We start from the raw sequence: 15312 nt of genomic DNA, 5'->3' as shown, positions 1-15312 counted from the left end.
AGCTCCATCAACCAATAATCAATTGGTCAGTATTATTTATTTGAGTCCAGTGGCTAACTTATTCTTGAAATTTAGGATTACAAAATATTGAAAACCTCTCACGGTTCGGCTATAACTTGTTTATTGTGACGGTTGAAGAAGAGGATAAATAAATTTGGCTGCGTTGGCTTTATGCCAATGCGCCTTTTTGTTTTAAATAAATCAGGACGATAATGGTAGCAAATGCTAATCCGGGGATGAACGGTACTTTGGTGTTGGAGAAGGGAATAAGGAGTAGGGTGGCGGAGCTTGCTAATAGGATAATCGCGATTGTGGGGTAAAAGCCGAGGACAATTAGTATCATAATTAAGAAGTAAAGATCCCCGCTACCGAGGCCCTGATACTTGATAACTAAGATAAAAATAATAGTTAATAGGAAGAAAGCTGAGCCAACCTCAGTTATTGACCACGATAAAGGGTGCGAGAAAGCTAGTGGCAGCAATCCCAAAATAAAGATAGGATAAACAAAGCAATAAAAGAAGTCGCAGCAAGCAAGGATCGTGAGGGTTGCGAGGGCAAGCAGGTATACTAGCTGCATAGGGTAAGAACTGCCGTTGCAAAGTAAGACCGCGGCAATACCAATAAGAAACTCGGTAGTCGGAAGAAAGACAGAAATATGGTTACCACAATAATGACAATGGCCACCCTGCAATAGCCATCCTAGAATCGGAATGAGTTGCCAGCTAGCAAGCAAGTGTCCGCAATTATCGCAGTAAGAACGGCGGGGAGACCAAGGTGCCTGCCCCTTACCGAGCCGGTAGCCACAGCAGCATGCAAAAGAAGCAACGGTGGTACCAATGCAAAAGTAGAAAACGGTACGCATTTAAAACAACCTCCTTACTAGAGTAAAACGAAGAAAAAACGAGATTCTGTGAAAATAACTTTCTGTGTTCGTTGACATTCCATTTTTAGCGTGATACTCTATTTAAGGTGCTTTTTTAGCAACGAGTGTCTGTCGTTGGGCAGACGAATGCGTCAACGAAGGCACGACAATCTAATATTCATCCAGCAATTTTTTTATTTATCAAAAAGAACCACCTGGATGTGTGGACTTAAAATAAGGAAGGGGAAAAAATAATGCCAACCATTAACCAATTGGTACGTAAAGGCCGTAAGAGCCACAAGGGCAAGTCAAAGTCACCAGCTCTTGGTTATGTTTACAACACTTTCAAGAAAGAAGAAGTTAAGACTCCATCACCACAAAAGCGTGGGGTTGCAACTCGTGTCGGTACGATGACTCCTAAGAAGCCAAACTCAGCTTTGCGGAAGTACGCCCGTGTACGTCTTTCAAACCTGATCGAAGTTACTGCTTACATCCCAGGTATCGGTCACAACCTTCAAGAACACTCAGTTGTTTTGATTCGTGGTGGTCGTGTTAAGGACTTGCCAGGGGTTCGTTACCACATTATCCGTGGTACTCTCGATACTGCTGGTGTTGAAGGCCGGATGCAATCACGGTCCAAGTACGGTGCCAAGAAGCCTAAGAAGAAGTAATTAAAGGAGGAGTTAAGTAATGCCACGTAAAGGACATGTACAAAAGCGTGAAATCTTACCAGATCCAATGTACAACTCAAAGCTTGTTACTAGCTTGATTGACCACTTGATGATCGATGGTAAGCGCGGAACTGCTACAAAGATTTTGTACGCAGCTTTTGATCAAATTAAGGAAGAAACTGGTAATGATCCAGTTGAAGTATTCCAAGAAGCAATGGACAACGTTATGCCAGTACTTGAAGTTAAGGCACGGCGTGTTGGTGGTTCTAACTACCAAGTTCCTATCGAAGTTCGTCCAGACCGTCGGACTACTTTAGGTCTTCGTTGGATTGTTCAATACGCACGTTTGCGTGGGGAACACACCATGGTTGAACGTCTTGCACGTGAAATCATTGATGCTTCTAACAACACAGGTGCTTCAGTTAAGAAGCGTGAAGATACGCACCGGATGGCAGAAGCCAACCGTGCATTCGCACACTACCGCTGGTAATCACTTTCAATTGAGACCAGTTGCTTAACTGGTTGATAAAGGGGTGACGTAGTTGATTAATAACCGTCATCCCTTTTTCTGAAAATGACGAGAAAATTGATAACCATATTCTGGAAGGAGATACACTCTTAAGATGGCTAATAAACGTGAATACCCACTCGCTAAGACTCGTAACATTGGTATCATGGCCCACATCGATGCCGGTAAGACGACTGCCACTGAGCGGATTCTTTACTACACTGGTAAGATTCACAAGATTGGTGAAACCCACGATGGTGCTTCACAAATGGACTGGATGGATGAAGAAAAGGAACGTGGTATCACTATCACTTCCGCTGCCACTACGGCCGTTTGGAAGGACTACCGGATTAACATCATCGATACCCCAGGACACGTGGACTTCACTGTCGAAGTTGAACGTGCATTGCGTGTGCTTGATGGTGCCGTAACTGTTCTTGATGCCCAAGCTGGTGTTGAACCACAAACTGAAACTGTTTGGCGTCAAGCTGACCAATTCAATGTTCCACGGATTGTTTTTGCTAACAAGATGGACAAGGTTGGTGCTAACTTTGACTACTCGGTTCAAACGATCAAGGACCGTCTGAACGTTACCCCATTGCCAATCCAAATGCCAATTGGTGCCGAAGATACTTTCTCCGGTGTTGTTGACCTGGTTAAGATGGTTGCTTACGTTTACGACGAAGATAAGCTTGGTACTAACTGGGATACTGTTGATATTCCAGATGACATGAAGGACGAAGCTCAAAAGCGTCACGATGCAATGATCGAAACGCTGGCTGACATTGATGACAACATCATGGAAAAGTACCTTGAAGGTGACGAAATTTCCGTTGATGAAATCAAGGCCGCTATCCGTAAGGGTACTCTGGAAGAAAAGCTCTTCCCTGTATTAGCTGGTTCAGCTTACAAGGATAAGGGTATCCAGATGATGCTTGATGCCGTTATTGATTACTTACCATCACCACTTGATGTTAAGCCATTCGTTGCTCATGACGAAGATGGTAACGAAATCGAATTGACTGCTGGTGACGACAAGCCATTCGCTGCTTTGGCCTTCAAGATTGCCACTGACCCATTCGTTGGTCGTTTGACTTTCTTACGTGTTTACACTGGTTCACTTCAATCTGGTTCATACGTTCTGAATGCTACTAAGGGTAAGCGTGAACGGATTGGTCGTCTGCTGCAAATGCACTCTAACCAACAACACGAAATTCCAGAAGTATTCTCTGGTGATATCGCCGCTGCTATCGGTCTGAAGAACACCACTACTGGTGACTCTCTGACTGATCCAGACCACCCACTGCAACTTGAATCCATGGACTTCCCTGAACCAGTTATCCAAGTTTCTGTTGAGCCTAAGTCCAAGGCTGACCAAGACAAGATGGACAAGGGGCTGCAAAAGCTGGCTGAAGAAGACCCAACCTTCAAGGCTGAAACTAACCCTGAAACTGGTGAAACTTTGATTGCCGGGATGGGTGAACTTCACTTGGACATCATTGTTGAACGTCTTCGTCGTGAATTCCACGCCGAAGTTAAGGTTGGTAAGCCTCAAGTATCTTACCGTGAAGCATTTACTAAGCAAGCAAGTGCCCAAGGTAAGTTCGTTCGTCAATCTGGTGGTAAAGGTCAATACGGTGATGTATGGATCGAATTTACGCCACTTGAAGAAGGTAAGGGCTTCGAATTCGAAGATGCCATCGTTGGTGGTGTTGTTCCTCGTGAATTCATTCCTGCCGTTGAACAAGGTCTGAAGGAAGCTATGCAAAACGGTGTTCTTGCCGGCTACCCAATGGTTGACATGCACGCCAAGCTTTACGATGGTAGTTACCACGAAGTCGACTCTAGTGAAGCTGCCTTCAAGGTTGCTGCATCTCTTGCTTTGAAGAATGCTGCTAAGAAGGCTGATCCAGTTATCCTTGAACCTATCATGAAGGTTGACATCGTTGTTCCAGAAGACAACATGGGTGACGTTATGGGTCAAGTTACTGCTCGTCGTGGTACGATCGATGGGATGGAAGAACGTGGTAACGCTCAACTGATCCACTCATTTGTTCCACTGTCAGAAATGTTTGGTTACGCTACTGCCCTGCGTTCTGCTACGCAAGGTCGTGGTACCTTCACGATGACTTTCGACCACTACTCAGCTGTTCCTAAGTCAATCCAAGAAGACATCATCAAGAAGAACGGTAACGACTAATTATTCTTAATGACTTAAATAAAGAGGTTTCTCGAAAAACGGGAAACCTCTTTTTTGGTTTTAAACCTAATTCTCCATTAAATAATAAGTTAAACGTTTTATCGAACAATCTATATCTTTACAGCAATAATAGTTCGTGATATTTTATAGAAAATTGAGAATTGATTAGGAGTAATTAGGAAATGGATCAAAAAGCACAATTACTAGTTGGACCTGACGAAAAAATTTCAGGAACGGAAGCAGCCTTGCTAGGACTCCAACACGTTTTGGCAATGGATGTTTATGTCCCACCGATTATTTTGGCGGGAATGCTTGCGATGGGGAGCGCGGATTCAACGGGCCTCTTGCAGGCGACATTTTTAGCCTGCGGGATCGGAACGATTCTTCAGACGGGATTGTTTATGAAGATGCCAGTGTCGCAAGGGCCATCTTTCGTTCCGCTTAGTGCCGCGGCTGGTGTTGTTTTAGCCAGTGGGGGACTAAAGGGAAATGGGATGGCAACCCTACTTGGCTCCCTGGTTATTGGTGCAGTTCTTTTAATCATTCTGGGACTTAGCGGGGTCTTCCAAAAGATCATCAATTACCTAGTCCCAGCGGTAGTTGGTGGGACGATTATTACCTGCGTTGGCTTGTCATTAATTCCATCAGCATTGAATGATAATATCTTTGAAGCAAAGGGTAACATCTATCAAAATATGGAACTGGCAGCTGTAACTGCACTTACCCTTTTAGTTTGTGTCAGCATTAGTATTCGCTTTCCACGGGTACAAAAATTGTTTAAGGCTGGTTCAATTGTGATTGCACTGTTAGTTGGCACAGCAATGAGCGCAAGTATGAGCCGGTTTGACTGGAAGAGTGTTGCAGCGTCGCCATGGTTTAGTCTTCCGCAACGAACAATGCTCCACTGGGGAATCCACTTTGATACAACTGCTATTCTTACCTTTATTATCATCTACGCAATTCTAACAACAGAAACGACTGGAACATGGTTTGCAATGGGAGCAGTTACTAACCACACCATTACCAAAAAACAATGGAACCACGGAATTATTGGTGAGGGGATTAGCTGCTTGATTGCTGCGTTTACAGGAACTACACCAGTTACTGGTTATTCAACCAATGCTGGAATTATTTCAATTACGGGTATTGCAAGTAAGCGGGCATTTATTGCTGCTGGTGGTTGGTTCATTCTCCTGGGATTCTTTACTAAATTGTCAGCATTTCTGGCAGCAATTCCAGCACCAGTGATCGGTGGTGTTTTTGCTATTATTACCGTTACTATTATGCTAAATGGCTTGAACGTTATTCGCCGGTTAAAAACAGGCGAAAGCGACATCTATGTAATTGGCTTACCAATTGTTTTAACAATTGCGTTAGTTCTTTTGCCAAAGCACGTATTAAATTCATCACCACAAATGTTACAGTACCTATTAGGTTCACCAATAGCAATTTCAGCAATTACTGCAATTGTTTTGAATATTTTAATGCCCAAGCGGCCCCAATTTTAAATTTTTATAAATAGTAGTGAATATTTTGCTCACTACTATTTTTATTTAATTTTACAAAAATATTTCATTCAAAATAAATCCATTTAAACACTTGATATGACGGCGATTCTTGTGTATGATGGATAGGTGCTTGAGCTTAGGGAGCAGTTTTGCCCTGCCCCTATCACGGTTTAAGCTGCGAAGCGATGATGCGGAAGGTTGCGACACACCCGGCCGCTTTGCCACAGGATGTGGCGGTAATTTCCGCGGAGCTAGTCAAATTTTAAATCTGACGAAGGAGGGAACATAATGGCAAAACAAAAGATTCGTATTCGGTTAAAGGCTTATGAACACCGTATCCTCGACCAATCTGCTGATAAGATCGTTGATACCGCAAAGCGGACAGGTGCTCAAATCTCAGGTCCTATCCCGTTACCAACTGAACGGACTATTTACACTGTTATCCGTTCACCACACAAGTTTAAGAAGTCTCGGGAACAATTTGAAATGCGGACCCACAAGCGTTTGATCGACATCATTGACCCAACACCAAAGACTGTTGACTCATTAATGAAGCTCGACTTGCCAAGTGGTGTTGACATCGAAATCAAATTGTAATTATTTTTCTACTACATTAAATTAAAACATTAAAATTGGAGGTGTACTCATGGCCAAAGGAATCTTAGGTAAAAAGGTTGGAATGACTCAAGTATTCACTGACGATGGTGAATTAGTTCCAGTTACTGTTATCGATGTAACACCAAACGTTGTTATGCAAATCAAGACCGTTGAAAACGATGGTTACAACGCTGTTCAGCTTGGTTTCGATGACAAGCGCGAAATCTTGAGTAACAAGCCTGAACAAGGTCATGCAGCAAAAGCAAACACGACCCCTAAGCGCTTCATCGGTGAAATCCGTGACGCTGAATTAGGGGATGACATCAAGGTAGGAGACGAAGTTAAGGCTGACGTCTTCGCAGAAGGTGAAACTGTCGACGTTACGGGTGTTACCAAGGGTCATGGTTACCAAGGTAACATTCACAAGGATAACCAATCACGTGGTCCAATGGCTCACGGTTCTCGTTACCACCGTCGTCCAGGTTCATTGGGTGCCATCATTAACCGTGTATTCAAGGGTATGAAGCTCCCAGGTCGCATGGGTAACAAGACTGTTACTATGCAACACTTACAAGTTGTCAAGGTTGACTTAGACAACAATGTATTACTCATCAAGGGTAATGTTCCTGGCGCAAACAAGTCATACGTTACTATTAAGAACTCTGTGAAGGCTAACACCAAGAAGAGCCTGAGCAAGCAACACAACAAATAATCAGAAAGGAGGAAGTAAATAATGACTAGCGTTAATTTGTACAAGCAAGATGGTAGCCAAAACGGTTCAATCGAATTGAACGATGCGGTATTTGGTGTAGAACCAAACCAAAACGCTGAATTTGATGCTATCCTGCGTCAACGTGCTTCATTGCGTCAAGGTACTCACGCCGTTAAGAACCGTTCAGCCGTTAGCGGTGGTGGTAAGAAGCCATGGCGTCAAAAGGGAACTGGTCGTGCCCGTCAAGGTTCAATCCGTTCACCTCAATTCCGTGGTGGTGGGATTGTCTTCGGACCTACTCCACGTTCATACAAGTACAACCTTCCTCGTAAGGTTCGTCAACTTGCTATCAAGTCAGCCCTTTCCCAAAAGGTTTTAGACAACGCATTAGTTGTTGTTGATGCATTGAACTTCGATGCTCCAAAGACCAAGGAAATGGCTGGAGTAATGAGCAACCTTAACGTTGCTGAAAAGGCACTGGTTGTTGTCACTGATGATGACAAGAACGCTGCTTTATCCGCACGTAACCTGGCAAACGCAACTGTTGTTACCCCAGCAGGTGTTAACATCTTAAACGTTGCTGATGCACAAAAGGTTGTTATTACTAAGTCAGCTCTTTCTCAAGTAGAGGAGGTGCTCGCATAATGGAAGCACGCGATATTATTTTACGTCCAGTTGTTACCGAAGCTTCAATGGCCGGTATGGACAACAAGCGTTACACATTTGATGTTGATTTACGAGCAACCAAGACTCAAGTCAAGAACGCAGTTGAAGAAATTTTCGGAGTTAAGGTTGTTAAGGTAAACATCATGAATGTTAAGGGCAAGAAGAAGCGTCAAGGTCGCTACGTCGGTTACACTAAGCGTCGTCGTAAGGCTATCGTTACTCTTTCTGCTGAATCTGATGAAATTAAGCTGTTCAACGATGACAGTGAAAACTAATCATTAAAAAAAGGAGGAAAACATAGTGGGAATTCGTAAGTACAAACCTACTACTAACGGTCGCCGGAACATGAACGGTTACGACTTCGCTGATATTACGAAGAACACACCGGAAAAGTCATTATTGGCTCCATTAAAGCACACTGCCGGCCGTAACAGTTATGGTCACATTACTGTTCGTCACCGTGGTGGTGGTGTAAAGCGTCAATACCGGATCATTGACTTCAAGCGGATTAAGGATGATGTTCCTGCAACCGTTAAGGCAATCGAATATGATCCAAACCGTACTGCTAACATTGCTTTGCTTGGTTACGCTGATGGTACTAAGTCATACATCATCGCACCTAAGGGCTTAAAGGTTGGTATGACTGTTCAATCTGGTCCAGATGCAGATATCAAAGTTGGTAACGCTCTTCCATTGAAGAACATTCCAGTTGGTACTGTTATTCACAACATTGAATTAAAGCCAGGCAAGGGTGGTCAACTTGCTCGTTCAGCAGGTGCTTCTGCTCAATTACTTGGTAAGGATGAAAAGTACGTCTTAGTTCGTCTTTCATCTGGTGAAGTTCGGATGGTTCTTGCAACTTGCCGTGCTACTGTCGGTACTGTTGGTAACGACGAACACGCCCTTCTGATTAAGGGTAAGGCTGGTCGGACCCGTTACGCTGGTCAACGTCCACACGTTCGTGGTTCTGTAATGAACCCTAATGATCACCCACATGGTGGTGGTGAAGGTAAGCAACCAGTTGGTTTACCATCTCCTCTGTCTCCATGGGGTAAGAAGACCGTTGGTAAGAAGACCCGTTCACACAAGGCTCGTTCAAACAAGTTCATTGTTCGTGGTCGGAAGCGCGGTCCACATACTCGTTAATTTTACGTTTAATACCCGAGAGGAGGTACACTAAATGGCTCGTAGTTTGAAGAAGGGACCTTTCGCTGATGCTTCATTACTGAAGAAGGTTAAGGCTCAAGAAGGTTCTGAAAAGAAGACAGTCATCAAGACCTGGTCACGTCGTTCCACCATTTTCCCAAGCTTCATTGGTTACACCTTTGCAGTTTACAATGGTCGGAAGCACGTACCAGTTTACGTACAAGAAGACATGGTAGGTCACAAGTTGGGTGAATTTGTTCCAACTCGTACTTTCCACGGTCACGCTACTGATGACAAGAAGACTGGTAAGTAAGGAGGGTGAATTAAGAAATGGCTGAAAACATTACATCAGCTAAGGCAACTGCCAAGATGGTCCGTGTTCCTGCACGGAAGGTACGTCTGGTCTTAGACGCAATTCGCGGTAAGAGTGTTGCTGAAGCATTTGCTATTCTGAAGTTCACCAACCGTGGTGCTGCTTCAGATGTTCAAAAAGTATTAAATTCTGCTGTTGCAAACGCTGAAAACAACTTTGATTTAGATCGTGCTTCATTGGTTGTTAGCGAAGCCTACGCAAACGAAGGACCAACCCTTAAGCGGTTCCGTCCACGTGCTAAGGGTTCAGCTTCACCAATTAACAAGCGGACTAGTCACATCACAGTGGTTGTTACAGAACGATAGGAGGAATAAATAGTGGGTCAAAAGATCAATCCTAATGGTTTTCGTGTTGGAGTCATTCGCGATTGGACTGCAAAGTGGTACGCTGATAAGGACTTTGCTAACTACCTGAACGAAGACCTTCGGATCCGTAAGTACATTGAAAAGCGACTTGCTGATGCCTCTGTATCAACCGTTGAAATTGAACGTGCCGCAAACCGCGTCAACGTTTCAATTCACACTGCCAAGCCAGGAATGGTTATTGGTAAAGGTGGTTCAGAAGTTGAAGCACTTCGTAAGGAATTAAACAAGTTAACTGGCAAGCGTGTTCACATTAACATCGTGGAAATCAAGAAGCCAGACCTGGATGCACACCTTGTTGGTGAAAGTATTGCACGTCAATTGGAAAACCGGATTGCTTTCCGTCGTGCTATGCGTGGAGCTATGCAACGTGCTATGCGTGCCGGTGCTAAGGGTATTAAGACTCAAGTTGCTGGTCGGTTAAATGGTGCAGATATGTCACGGGTTGAATCATACTCTGATGGTACTGTTCCTTTGCATACTCTCCGTGCTGATATTGACTACTCTTGGGATGAAGCTAACACTACTTACGGTGTTCTGGGTGTCAAGACTTGGATCTACCGTGGTGAAGTTCTTCCTACCAAGAAGAATGCTAATGATGATGAAGAAGGAGGGAAGTAAAACATGCTAGTACCAAAGCGAGTAAAGCACCGTAAGGTTCAACGTGGCCACATGCGTGGTGAAGCTAAGGGTGGCAAGACTGTTGCCTTTGGTGATTTCGGACTTCAAGCACTTGATTCTCACTGGATCAGTAACCGTCAAATCGAAGCTGCCCGTATCGCAATTACCCGTTACATGAAGCGTGGCGGGAAGGTTTGGATTAAGATCTTCCCTCAACTTTCCTACACCAGCAAAGGTGTTGGTGTCCGGATGGGTAATGGTAAAGGTGCACCTGAAGGATGGGTTGCTCCAGTTAAGCGCGGCAAGGTAATGTTCGAAGTAGGGGGCGTTTCTGAAGAAGTCGCTCGCGAAGCTTTACGTCTTGCCGGTCACAAGTTGCCAGTTCGCACTAAGATCGTACAACGTGAGGAAGTAGGTGGACAATCTAATGAAAAGTAAAGATTACGTACAAGAACTGAATGGATTAACCACTGACAAGCTACTTGACCGTGAAAAGGAATTGAAGGAACAATTGTTTAACTTACGTTTCCAATTAGCTACTGGTCAATTGGAAAACACTGCAAGTCTGAAGCAAGTACGTAAGGACATTGCACGGGTTAAGACAGTTCTTCGTCAACAACAATTAAACAAATAAGAATACGAAAAGGAGGATTAGCGCATGAGTGAAGAACGTAATGCACGTAAGGTTTACCAAGGCCACGTTGTTTCAGATAAGATGGACAAGACCATCACTGTTGTGATTGACACTTACAAGAGTGCCCCAATCTACGGCAAGCGTGTTAAGTACTCAAAGAAGTTCTACGCACACGATGAAAACAACGAAGCAAAGACCGGCGACACTGTACAAATCATGGAAACTCGGCCATTATCAGCTAAGAAGCGTTTCCGTCTTGTAAAAGTTGTCGAAAAGGCTGCTACCCTTTAATTAGCAGATAACTCTTAAATTCGTATTCTAATTCTTATTTGTAAATGGAAGGAGGACATTAACCGTGATTCAACAGGAAAGTCGGTTGAAGGTCGCTGATAACTCTGGTGCCCGTGAAATCCTTGTTATTAAGATCTTGGGTGGTTCCCGGGTTAAGACTGGTAATATTGGTGACATTATTGTTGCTACTGTAAAGCAGGCAACACCAGGTGGCGTTGTCAAGAAAGGTGACGTTGTTAAGGCTGTCGTTGTACGGACTAAGCATGGTCTGCACCGTAAGGATGGTTCATACATCAAGTTTGATGAAAACGCCGCTGTTTTGATCAACAACGATAAGAGCCCTAAGGGTACCCGTATTTTTGGACCAATCGCTCGTGAACTTCGTGGCGATGACTTCATGAAGATCGTTTCTCTGGCTCCAGAAGTTCTGTAAGATTTAACCAAAAATAAGGAGGTGCACAATCAACATGTTCATTAAGACAGGTGACAAAGTTCGCGTTATCGCCGGTAAGGACAAGGGTAAGGAAGGTAACGTAAAGAAGATTTTCGCTGCCCAAAACCGTGTTATCGTTGAAGGTATTAACAAGGTTAAGAAACACCAAAAGCCAAGCAACTCAAATCCAAATGGTGGTGTTATCGACACTGAAGCAGCTATTAGTGCTTCAAACGTAATGCTGATTGATCCTTCTACCAACGAACCAACCCGTGTTGGTTACAAGTTCGTTGATGGCAAGAAGGTTCGGGTTGCTAAGAAGTCTGGTAAGACTATCGATTAATCGAGGAAAGGAGGAATAATTACTAATGGAAAACCGTTTAAAAGCTAAATACGAAAGCGAAATCCGTCCTGCTTTGATTGAAAAGTTCAACTACTCTTCATCAATGCAAGCACCAAAGATTGACAAAATCGTCTTGAACATGGGTGTTGGTGATGCTACTACTAACTCCAAGAACCTGGATGAAGCCGTTGAAGAACTTGGCTTGATCGCTGGTCAAAAGCCACTGATCACCAAGGCTAAGAAGTCAATTGCCGGCTTCCGTCTTCGTGAAGGTATGCCAATTGGTGCCAAGGTAACCTTACGTGGTGAACGTATGTATGATTTCTTAGACAAGTTAATCAACGTGGCATTGCCACGGGTTCGTGACTTCCACGGTGTAAGCAACAAGGCCTTTGATGGTCGTGGTAACTACACTCTTGGTATCCATGAACAATTAATTTTCCCTGAAATTGATTACGATAAGGTTAACCGGGTACGGGGCTTGGATGTTGTTATTGTTACAACTGCTGAAAGTGATGAAGAATCACATGAATTACTTGCCCAACTCGGCATGCCATTTGCTAAATAAAGGAGGTTCCACAAATTGGCTAAAAAATCAATGATTGCTAAGTGCAACCGTCCAGCTAAGTTCTCAAGTCGTGAATATACACGCTGTGCACGTTGTGGACGTCCGCACTCAGTTTACCGTAAATTCCACTTATGCCGGATTTGCTTACGTGAACTTGCCCACAAGGGACAAATTCCTGGTTTAAAGAAGGCTAGCTGGTAAACAAATCACTGACAAAAGGAGGAAAACATCGATGTCTATGAGCGATCCAATTGCAGATTTCTTAACTCGTATTCGTAATGCTAACATGGCCCACCACGAATCAGTTGAGGCTCCTGCATCTAAGTTGAAGAAGGACATCGCTGAAATCTTAAAGAACGAAGGTTTCATTCGCGATGTTGAATATGTTGACGATAACAAGCAAGGCATCATCCGTGTGTTCTTGAAGTACGGTAACAACGGTCAACGCGTTATTTCTGGCTTAAAGCGGATTTCAAAGCCTGGTCTTCGGACTTATGTTAAGGCTGATGCTGTGCCAAAGGTTCTTAACGGATTAGGTATTGCTATTATTTCAACATCTGAAGGTGTTGTAACCGACAAGGTAGCTCGTGCCAAGAAAATTGGTGGCGAAGTTATTGCTTACGTCTGGTAATAAATTATATTTAGTTAGGAGGTGCACGCATGAGTCGTATTGGTTACAAGGAAATTGACTTACCAAAGGGCGTTGAAGTTTCCCAAGAAGGTAACGTCGTAACTGTTAAGGGTCCTAAGGGTACATTGTCACGTGAAATCTCACCTTTGATTAAGATGACTGTTGATGACAACGTTGTTAAGTTTGACCGTGATGAAGATACTAACAGTATGAAGATGATTCACGGTACTACCCGGGCTAACGTTAACAACATGGTTGAAGGTGTTGTTAATGGTTACAAGAAGGTCCTTAAGTTAGTCGGTGTTGGTTACCGTGCTCAATTCAAGGGCAACAAGTTGATCTTAACTGTTGGTTACTCTAACCCAGTTGAAATGGACAAGCCTGAAGATATTGATATCAAGGTTCCAGATAATACTACTATTGAACTTAGCTCAATCAACAAGGAACACCTTGGTGATTTTGCTGCCCAAGTTCGTGCCGTTCGTTCACCTGAACCATACAAGGGTAAGGGTATTCGTTACGAAAACGAACACATCATCCGTAAGGAAGGTAAGACTGGTAAGTAATCTATTTAGGTTATTAGACCAGCTACGAAATAAAATAAACTATTTAATAAGAGGTGACTGTTGTGATTTCTAAACCAGATAAGAACAAGATCCGTCAACGCCGTCACATGCGCGTTCGCGGTAAGATTTCTGGTACTGCGGAGCGCCCACGCTTAAGTGTTTACCGTTCAAACAAAAACATTTACGCTCAATTAATTGATGACGTAAAGGGTGTGACGCTCGCAAGTGCCTCCACAAACGACAGCGAAGTTAGTGGTAAGACTAAGACTGAACAAGCTAGTGGCGTTGGTGCTTTAATTGCCAAGCGCGCAGCTGACAAGAACATCACTAACGTTGTATTTGACCGTGGTGGTTACCTTTACCACGGACGTGTACAAGCATTAGCTGAAGCTGCTCGTGAAAACGGACTTAAATTCTAAGGAAAAGGAGGAATAACCTGCAATGTCAGAATACATTGATCCAGCTAAGTTGGACTTAGATGACCAAGTTGTTGCTATCAACCGGATTACCAAGGTTGTTAAGGGTGGTCGTCGGATGCGTTTCGCTGCCTTAGTTATCGTTGGCGATCGTAAGGGCCACGTTGGTTTTGGTACTGGTAAGGCTCAAGAAGTTCCAGAAGCTATCCGTAAGGCCCAAGCTGCTGCTGAAAAGAACCTGATTACTGTTCCAATCGTTGGTACTACTATTCCACATGAAGTTATCGGTACTTACGGCGGTGGTAAGATTATGCTCAAGCCAGCCGTTGAAGGTTCTGGGGTTACTGCCGGTGGTGCTGTCCGTAACGTTATGGACCTCGCTGGTGTAGACGATGTTACTTCAAAGCGTCTTGGTTCTAACACTCCAATCAGCGTTGTTCGTGCAACGTTCGAAGGTCTGAAGCAATTAAAGAGCGCTGAAGAAGTTGCAAAGCTTCGTGGCGTTTCAGTAGATCACTTGGCAGAATAAGGAGGGCACTAATTATGGCTAAAGTTAAAGTTACCTTAATCCACAGTGTTGCCCACCGCGAACCTACTCAACGTAAGACTGTTAAGGCCTTAGGTTTAGGTAAGATTGGTAGTTCAAACATTCTACCAGATAACGCTGCAACACGTGGTCAAATTTTCAAAGTTGCACACTTAGTTTCAATCGAAGAAGTTAAGTAATTAAAACTAAATAATAAGGAGGTGCCTACCAAATGAAGTTAAATGAATTGAAGCCTGCTGAAGGTTCTCGTTCAAAGCGTCTTCGTAAGGGTCGTGGTCTTTCTTCAGGTCACGGTTTTACTTCTGGACGTGGTACTAAGGGTCAAAAGGCTCACGGCAAGACTCGTCTTGGTTTTGAAGGGGGTCAAATGCCGCTCTACCGGCAAATTCCAAAGCGTGGTTTCACTAACATCAACCGCAAGGAATACGCTATTGTTAACTTAACTGCCCTGAACAAGTTCGATGACGGTACTGAAGTTACCCCACAAGTTCTTGTTGAAAGTGGTTTGGTTAAGAATTTAAAGAGCGGTATCAAGGTTCTTGGTAGCGGTAAGCTGGAAAAGAAGTTAACTGTTAAGGCTAACAAGTTTTCTGCTTCAGCGGTTTCAGCTATTGAAGCTGCTGGCGGTAAAACTGAGGTGATGTAATTTGTTCAAAG

General features: G+C 43.8%; 26 protein-coding genes. 25 read left to right on the top strand and 1 reads right to left on the bottom strand.

Features of this window, described 5'->3' with window-relative positions; all coding sequences use genetic code 11:
• Positions 1 to 169: 169 nt before the first annotated feature.
• A complete protein-coding gene (locus QOS07_RS05940) occupies positions 170 to 862 on the bottom strand; it encodes a prepilin peptidase (RefSeq protein ID WP_283588056.1) in 693 nt (230 codons plus the stop codon).
• Positions 863 to 1116: 254 nt separating this feature from the next.
• Between QOS07_RS05940 and rpsL the strand changes: the two genes are divergently transcribed.
• From rpsL to rplO, 25 genes are all read left to right on the top strand, one after another.
• Positions 1117 to 1533 (top strand): 30S ribosomal protein S12, encoded by a 417-nt coding sequence (gene rpsL, locus QOS07_RS05935; RefSeq protein ID WP_047767437.1) that lies wholly within the window; start codon positions 1117 to 1119, stop codon positions 1531 to 1533.
• Positions 1534 to 1552: 19 nt separating this feature from the next.
• Positions 1553 to 2023, top strand: coding sequence for a 30S ribosomal protein S7 (gene rpsG / locus QOS07_RS05930; protein WP_003711602.1), 471 nt, complete (start codon positions 1553 to 1555; stop codon positions 2021 to 2023).
• 133 nt (positions 2024 to 2156) lie between these two features.
• A complete protein-coding gene (gene fusA, locus QOS07_RS05925; protein WP_283588055.1) occupies positions 2157 to 4241 on the top strand; it encodes an elongation factor G in 2085 nt (694 codons plus the stop codon).
• 182 nt (positions 4242 to 4423) lie between these two features.
• Entirely contained in the window at positions 4424 to 5749 is a 1326-nt protein-coding gene (locus QOS07_RS05920; protein ID WP_283588054.1) for a uracil-xanthine permease family protein, read from the top strand.
• A gap of 288 nt (positions 5750 to 6037) precedes the next feature.
• Entirely contained in the window at positions 6038 to 6346 is a 309-nt protein-coding gene (gene rpsJ / locus QOS07_RS05915; protein WP_057805852.1) for a 30S ribosomal protein S10, read from the top strand.
• A 49-nt stretch (positions 6347 to 6395) separates the two neighbouring features.
• Entirely contained in the window at positions 6396 to 7058 is a 663-nt protein-coding gene (gene rplC, locus QOS07_RS05910; RefSeq protein WP_283588053.1) for a 50S ribosomal protein L3, read from the top strand.
• 21 nt (positions 7059 to 7079) lie between these two features.
• Positions 7080 to 7703 carry a 50S ribosomal protein L4 gene (gene rplD, locus QOS07_RS05905; RefSeq protein WP_283588052.1) on the top strand — a complete coding sequence of 208 codons (624 nt, stop codon included), beginning with the start codon at positions 7080 to 7082 and terminating at the stop codon, positions 7701 to 7703.
• Entirely contained in the window at positions 7703 to 7999 is a 297-nt protein-coding gene (gene rplW / locus QOS07_RS05900; RefSeq protein ID WP_283588051.1) for a 50S ribosomal protein L23, read from the top strand. Before rplD ends, rplW begins: the two co-directional genes overlap by 1 nt.
• 25 nt (positions 8000 to 8024) lie before the next feature.
• A complete protein-coding gene (gene rplB / locus QOS07_RS05895; RefSeq protein ID WP_283588050.1) occupies positions 8025 to 8870 on the top strand; it encodes a 50S ribosomal protein L2 in 846 nt (281 codons plus the stop codon).
• A gap of 34 nt (positions 8871 to 8904) precedes the next feature.
• Complete coding sequence (gene rpsS / locus QOS07_RS05890; RefSeq protein ID WP_283588049.1) at positions 8905 to 9183, top strand: 30S ribosomal protein S19; 279 nt, start codon at positions 8905 to 8907, stop codon at positions 9181 to 9183.
• Positions 9184 to 9200: 17 nt separating this feature from the next.
• Complete coding sequence (rplV, locus tag QOS07_RS05885; RefSeq protein ID WP_047767347.1) at positions 9201 to 9548, top strand: 50S ribosomal protein L22; 348 nt, start codon at positions 9201 to 9203, stop codon at positions 9546 to 9548.
• A gap of 12 nt (positions 9549 to 9560) precedes the next feature.
• Positions 9561 to 10226 carry a 30S ribosomal protein S3 gene (gene rpsC, locus QOS07_RS05880; RefSeq protein WP_283588048.1) on the top strand — a complete coding sequence of 222 codons (666 nt, stop codon included), beginning with the start codon at positions 9561 to 9563 and terminating at the stop codon, positions 10224 to 10226.
• 3 nt (positions 10227 to 10229) lie between these two features.
• Entirely contained in the window at positions 10230 to 10664 is a 435-nt protein-coding gene (gene rplP, locus QOS07_RS05875) for a 50S ribosomal protein L16 (RefSeq protein ID WP_047767349.1), read from the top strand.
• Positions 10654 to 10860, top strand: a complete 207-nt coding sequence (rpmC, locus tag QOS07_RS05870) for a 50S ribosomal protein L29 (RefSeq protein WP_057805829.1) — start codon at positions 10654 to 10656, stop codon at positions 10858 to 10860. Before rplP ends, rpmC begins: the two co-directional genes overlap by 11 nt.
• A 24-nt stretch (positions 10861 to 10884) precedes the next feature.
• Entirely contained in the window at positions 10885 to 11151 is a 267-nt protein-coding gene (rpsQ, locus tag QOS07_RS05865; RefSeq protein ID WP_283588047.1) for a 30S ribosomal protein S17, read from the top strand.
• 64 nt (positions 11152 to 11215) lie between these two features.
• Entirely contained in the window at positions 11216 to 11584 is a 369-nt protein-coding gene (rplN, locus tag QOS07_RS05860; RefSeq protein ID WP_003714461.1) for a 50S ribosomal protein L14, read from the top strand.
• A gap of 34 nt (positions 11585 to 11618) precedes the next feature.
• A complete protein-coding gene (gene rplX / locus QOS07_RS05855) occupies positions 11619 to 11927 on the top strand; it encodes a 50S ribosomal protein L24 (RefSeq protein ID WP_283588046.1) in 309 nt (102 codons plus the stop codon).
• Between the two features lie 25 nt (positions 11928 to 11952).
• The gene (gene rplE / locus QOS07_RS05850; protein ID WP_283588045.1) at positions 11953 to 12495 is read left to right on the top strand and encodes a 50S ribosomal protein L5; all 543 of its coding nucleotides are present in this window, start codon (positions 11953 to 11955) and stop codon (positions 12493 to 12495) included.
• A 15-nt stretch (positions 12496 to 12510) separates the two neighbouring features.
• Positions 12511 to 12696: a type Z 30S ribosomal protein S14 gene (locus QOS07_RS05845; protein ID WP_003664547.1), complete on the top strand. Its 186-nt coding sequence runs from the start codon at positions 12511 to 12513 to the stop codon at positions 12694 to 12696.
• A gap of 31 nt (positions 12697 to 12727) precedes the next feature.
• Positions 12728 to 13126 (top strand): 30S ribosomal protein S8, encoded by a 399-nt coding sequence (gene rpsH / locus QOS07_RS05840; protein ID WP_283588044.1) that lies wholly within the window; start codon positions 12728 to 12730, stop codon positions 13124 to 13126.
• Between the two features lie 29 nt (positions 13127 to 13155).
• On the top strand, positions 13156 to 13692 hold the full coding sequence (gene rplF, locus QOS07_RS05835) for a 50S ribosomal protein L6 (protein WP_283588043.1): 537 nt from the start codon (positions 13156 to 13158) through the stop codon (positions 13690 to 13692).
• Between the two features lie 53 nt (positions 13693 to 13745).
• Positions 13746 to 14111: a 50S ribosomal protein L18 gene (rplR, locus tag QOS07_RS05830; protein WP_283588042.1), complete on the top strand. Its 366-nt coding sequence runs from the start codon at positions 13746 to 13748 to the stop codon at positions 14109 to 14111.
• A 22-nt stretch (positions 14112 to 14133) separates the two neighbouring features.
• Positions 14134 to 14637, top strand: coding sequence for a 30S ribosomal protein S5 (gene rpsE, locus QOS07_RS05825; RefSeq protein ID WP_283588041.1), 504 nt, complete (start codon positions 14134 to 14136; stop codon positions 14635 to 14637).
• 14 nt (positions 14638 to 14651) lie between these two features.
• On the top strand, positions 14652 to 14834 hold the full coding sequence (gene rpmD, locus QOS07_RS05820) for a 50S ribosomal protein L30 (RefSeq protein WP_047767366.1): 183 nt from the start codon (positions 14652 to 14654) through the stop codon (positions 14832 to 14834).
• Between the two features lie 32 nt (positions 14835 to 14866).
• Positions 14867 to 15301, top strand: a complete 435-nt coding sequence (gene rplO / locus QOS07_RS05815; RefSeq protein ID WP_283588040.1) for a 50S ribosomal protein L15 — start codon at positions 14867 to 14869, stop codon at positions 15299 to 15301.
• Positions 15302 to 15312 lie beyond the last annotated feature (11 nt).

The sequence above is a fragment of the Limosilactobacillus viscerum genome (assembly GCF_947387525.1).
Lineage (GTDB): Bacteria > Bacillota > Bacilli > Lactobacillales > Lactobacillaceae > Limosilactobacillus > Limosilactobacillus viscerum.
The sequence above is the reverse complement of the archived record's forward strand: the minus strand, read 5'-3'. Positions and strand labels throughout refer to the sequence as shown.

Coding starts and splice junctions, on each gene's coding strand:
- rpsG (WP_003711602.1), top strand. CDS start 1,553: ATGCCACGTAAAGGACATGTACAAAAGCGTGAAATCTTACCAGATCCA.
- QOS07_RS05940 (WP_283588056.1), bottom strand. CDS start 862: ATGCGTACCGTTTTCTACTTTTGCATTGGTACCACCGTTGCTTCTTTT.
- QOS07_RS05920 (WP_283588054.1), top strand. CDS start 4,424: ATGGATCAAAAAGCACAATTACTAGTTGGACCTGACGAAAAAATTTCA.
- rplF (WP_283588043.1), top strand. CDS start 13,156: ATGAGTCGTATTGGTTACAAGGAAATTGACTTACCAAAGGGCGTTGAA.
- rpsE (WP_283588041.1), top strand. CDS start 14,134: ATGTCAGAATACATTGATCCAGCTAAGTTGGACTTAGATGACCAAGTT.
- rplE (WP_283588045.1), top strand. CDS start 11,953: ATGGAAAACCGTTTAAAAGCTAAATACGAAAGCGAAATCCGTCCTGCT.
- rpsQ (WP_283588047.1), top strand. CDS start 10,885: ATGAGTGAAGAACGTAATGCACGTAAGGTTTACCAAGGCCACGTTGTT.
- rplD (WP_283588052.1), top strand. CDS start 7,080: ATGACTAGCGTTAATTTGTACAAGCAAGATGGTAGCCAAAACGGTTCA.
- rplO (WP_283588040.1), top strand. CDS start 14,867: ATGAAGTTAAATGAATTGAAGCCTGCTGAAGGTTCTCGTTCAAAGCGT.
- rplV (WP_047767347.1), top strand. CDS start 9,201: ATGGCTGAAAACATTACATCAGCTAAGGCAACTGCCAAGATGGTCCGT.
- rpsH (WP_283588044.1), top strand. CDS start 12,728: ATGTCTATGAGCGATCCAATTGCAGATTTCTTAACTCGTATTCGTAAT.
- rpsJ (WP_057805852.1), top strand. CDS start 6,038: ATGGCAAAACAAAAGATTCGTATTCGGTTAAAGGCTTATGAACACCGT.
- rpsL (WP_047767437.1), top strand. CDS start 1,117: ATGCCAACCATTAACCAATTGGTACGTAAAGGCCGTAAGAGCCACAAG.
- rpmC (WP_057805829.1), top strand. CDS start 10,654: ATGAAAAGTAAAGATTACGTACAAGAACTGAATGGATTAACCACTGAC.
- rplW (WP_283588051.1), top strand. CDS start 7,703: ATGGAAGCACGCGATATTATTTTACGTCCAGTTGTTACCGAAGCTTCA.
- rpmD (WP_047767366.1), top strand. CDS start 14,652: ATGGCTAAAGTTAAAGTTACCTTAATCCACAGTGTTGCCCACCGCGAA.
- rplC (WP_283588053.1), top strand. CDS start 6,396: ATGGCCAAAGGAATCTTAGGTAAAAAGGTTGGAATGACTCAAGTATTC.
- rplX (WP_283588046.1), top strand. CDS start 11,619: ATGTTCATTAAGACAGGTGACAAAGTTCGCGTTATCGCCGGTAAGGAC.
- fusA (WP_283588055.1), top strand. CDS start 2,157: ATGGCTAATAAACGTGAATACCCACTCGCTAAGACTCGTAACATTGGT.
- rpsS (WP_283588049.1), top strand. CDS start 8,905: ATGGCTCGTAGTTTGAAGAAGGGACCTTTCGCTGATGCTTCATTACTG.
- rplP (WP_047767349.1), top strand. CDS start 10,230: ATGCTAGTACCAAAGCGAGTAAAGCACCGTAAGGTTCAACGTGGCCAC.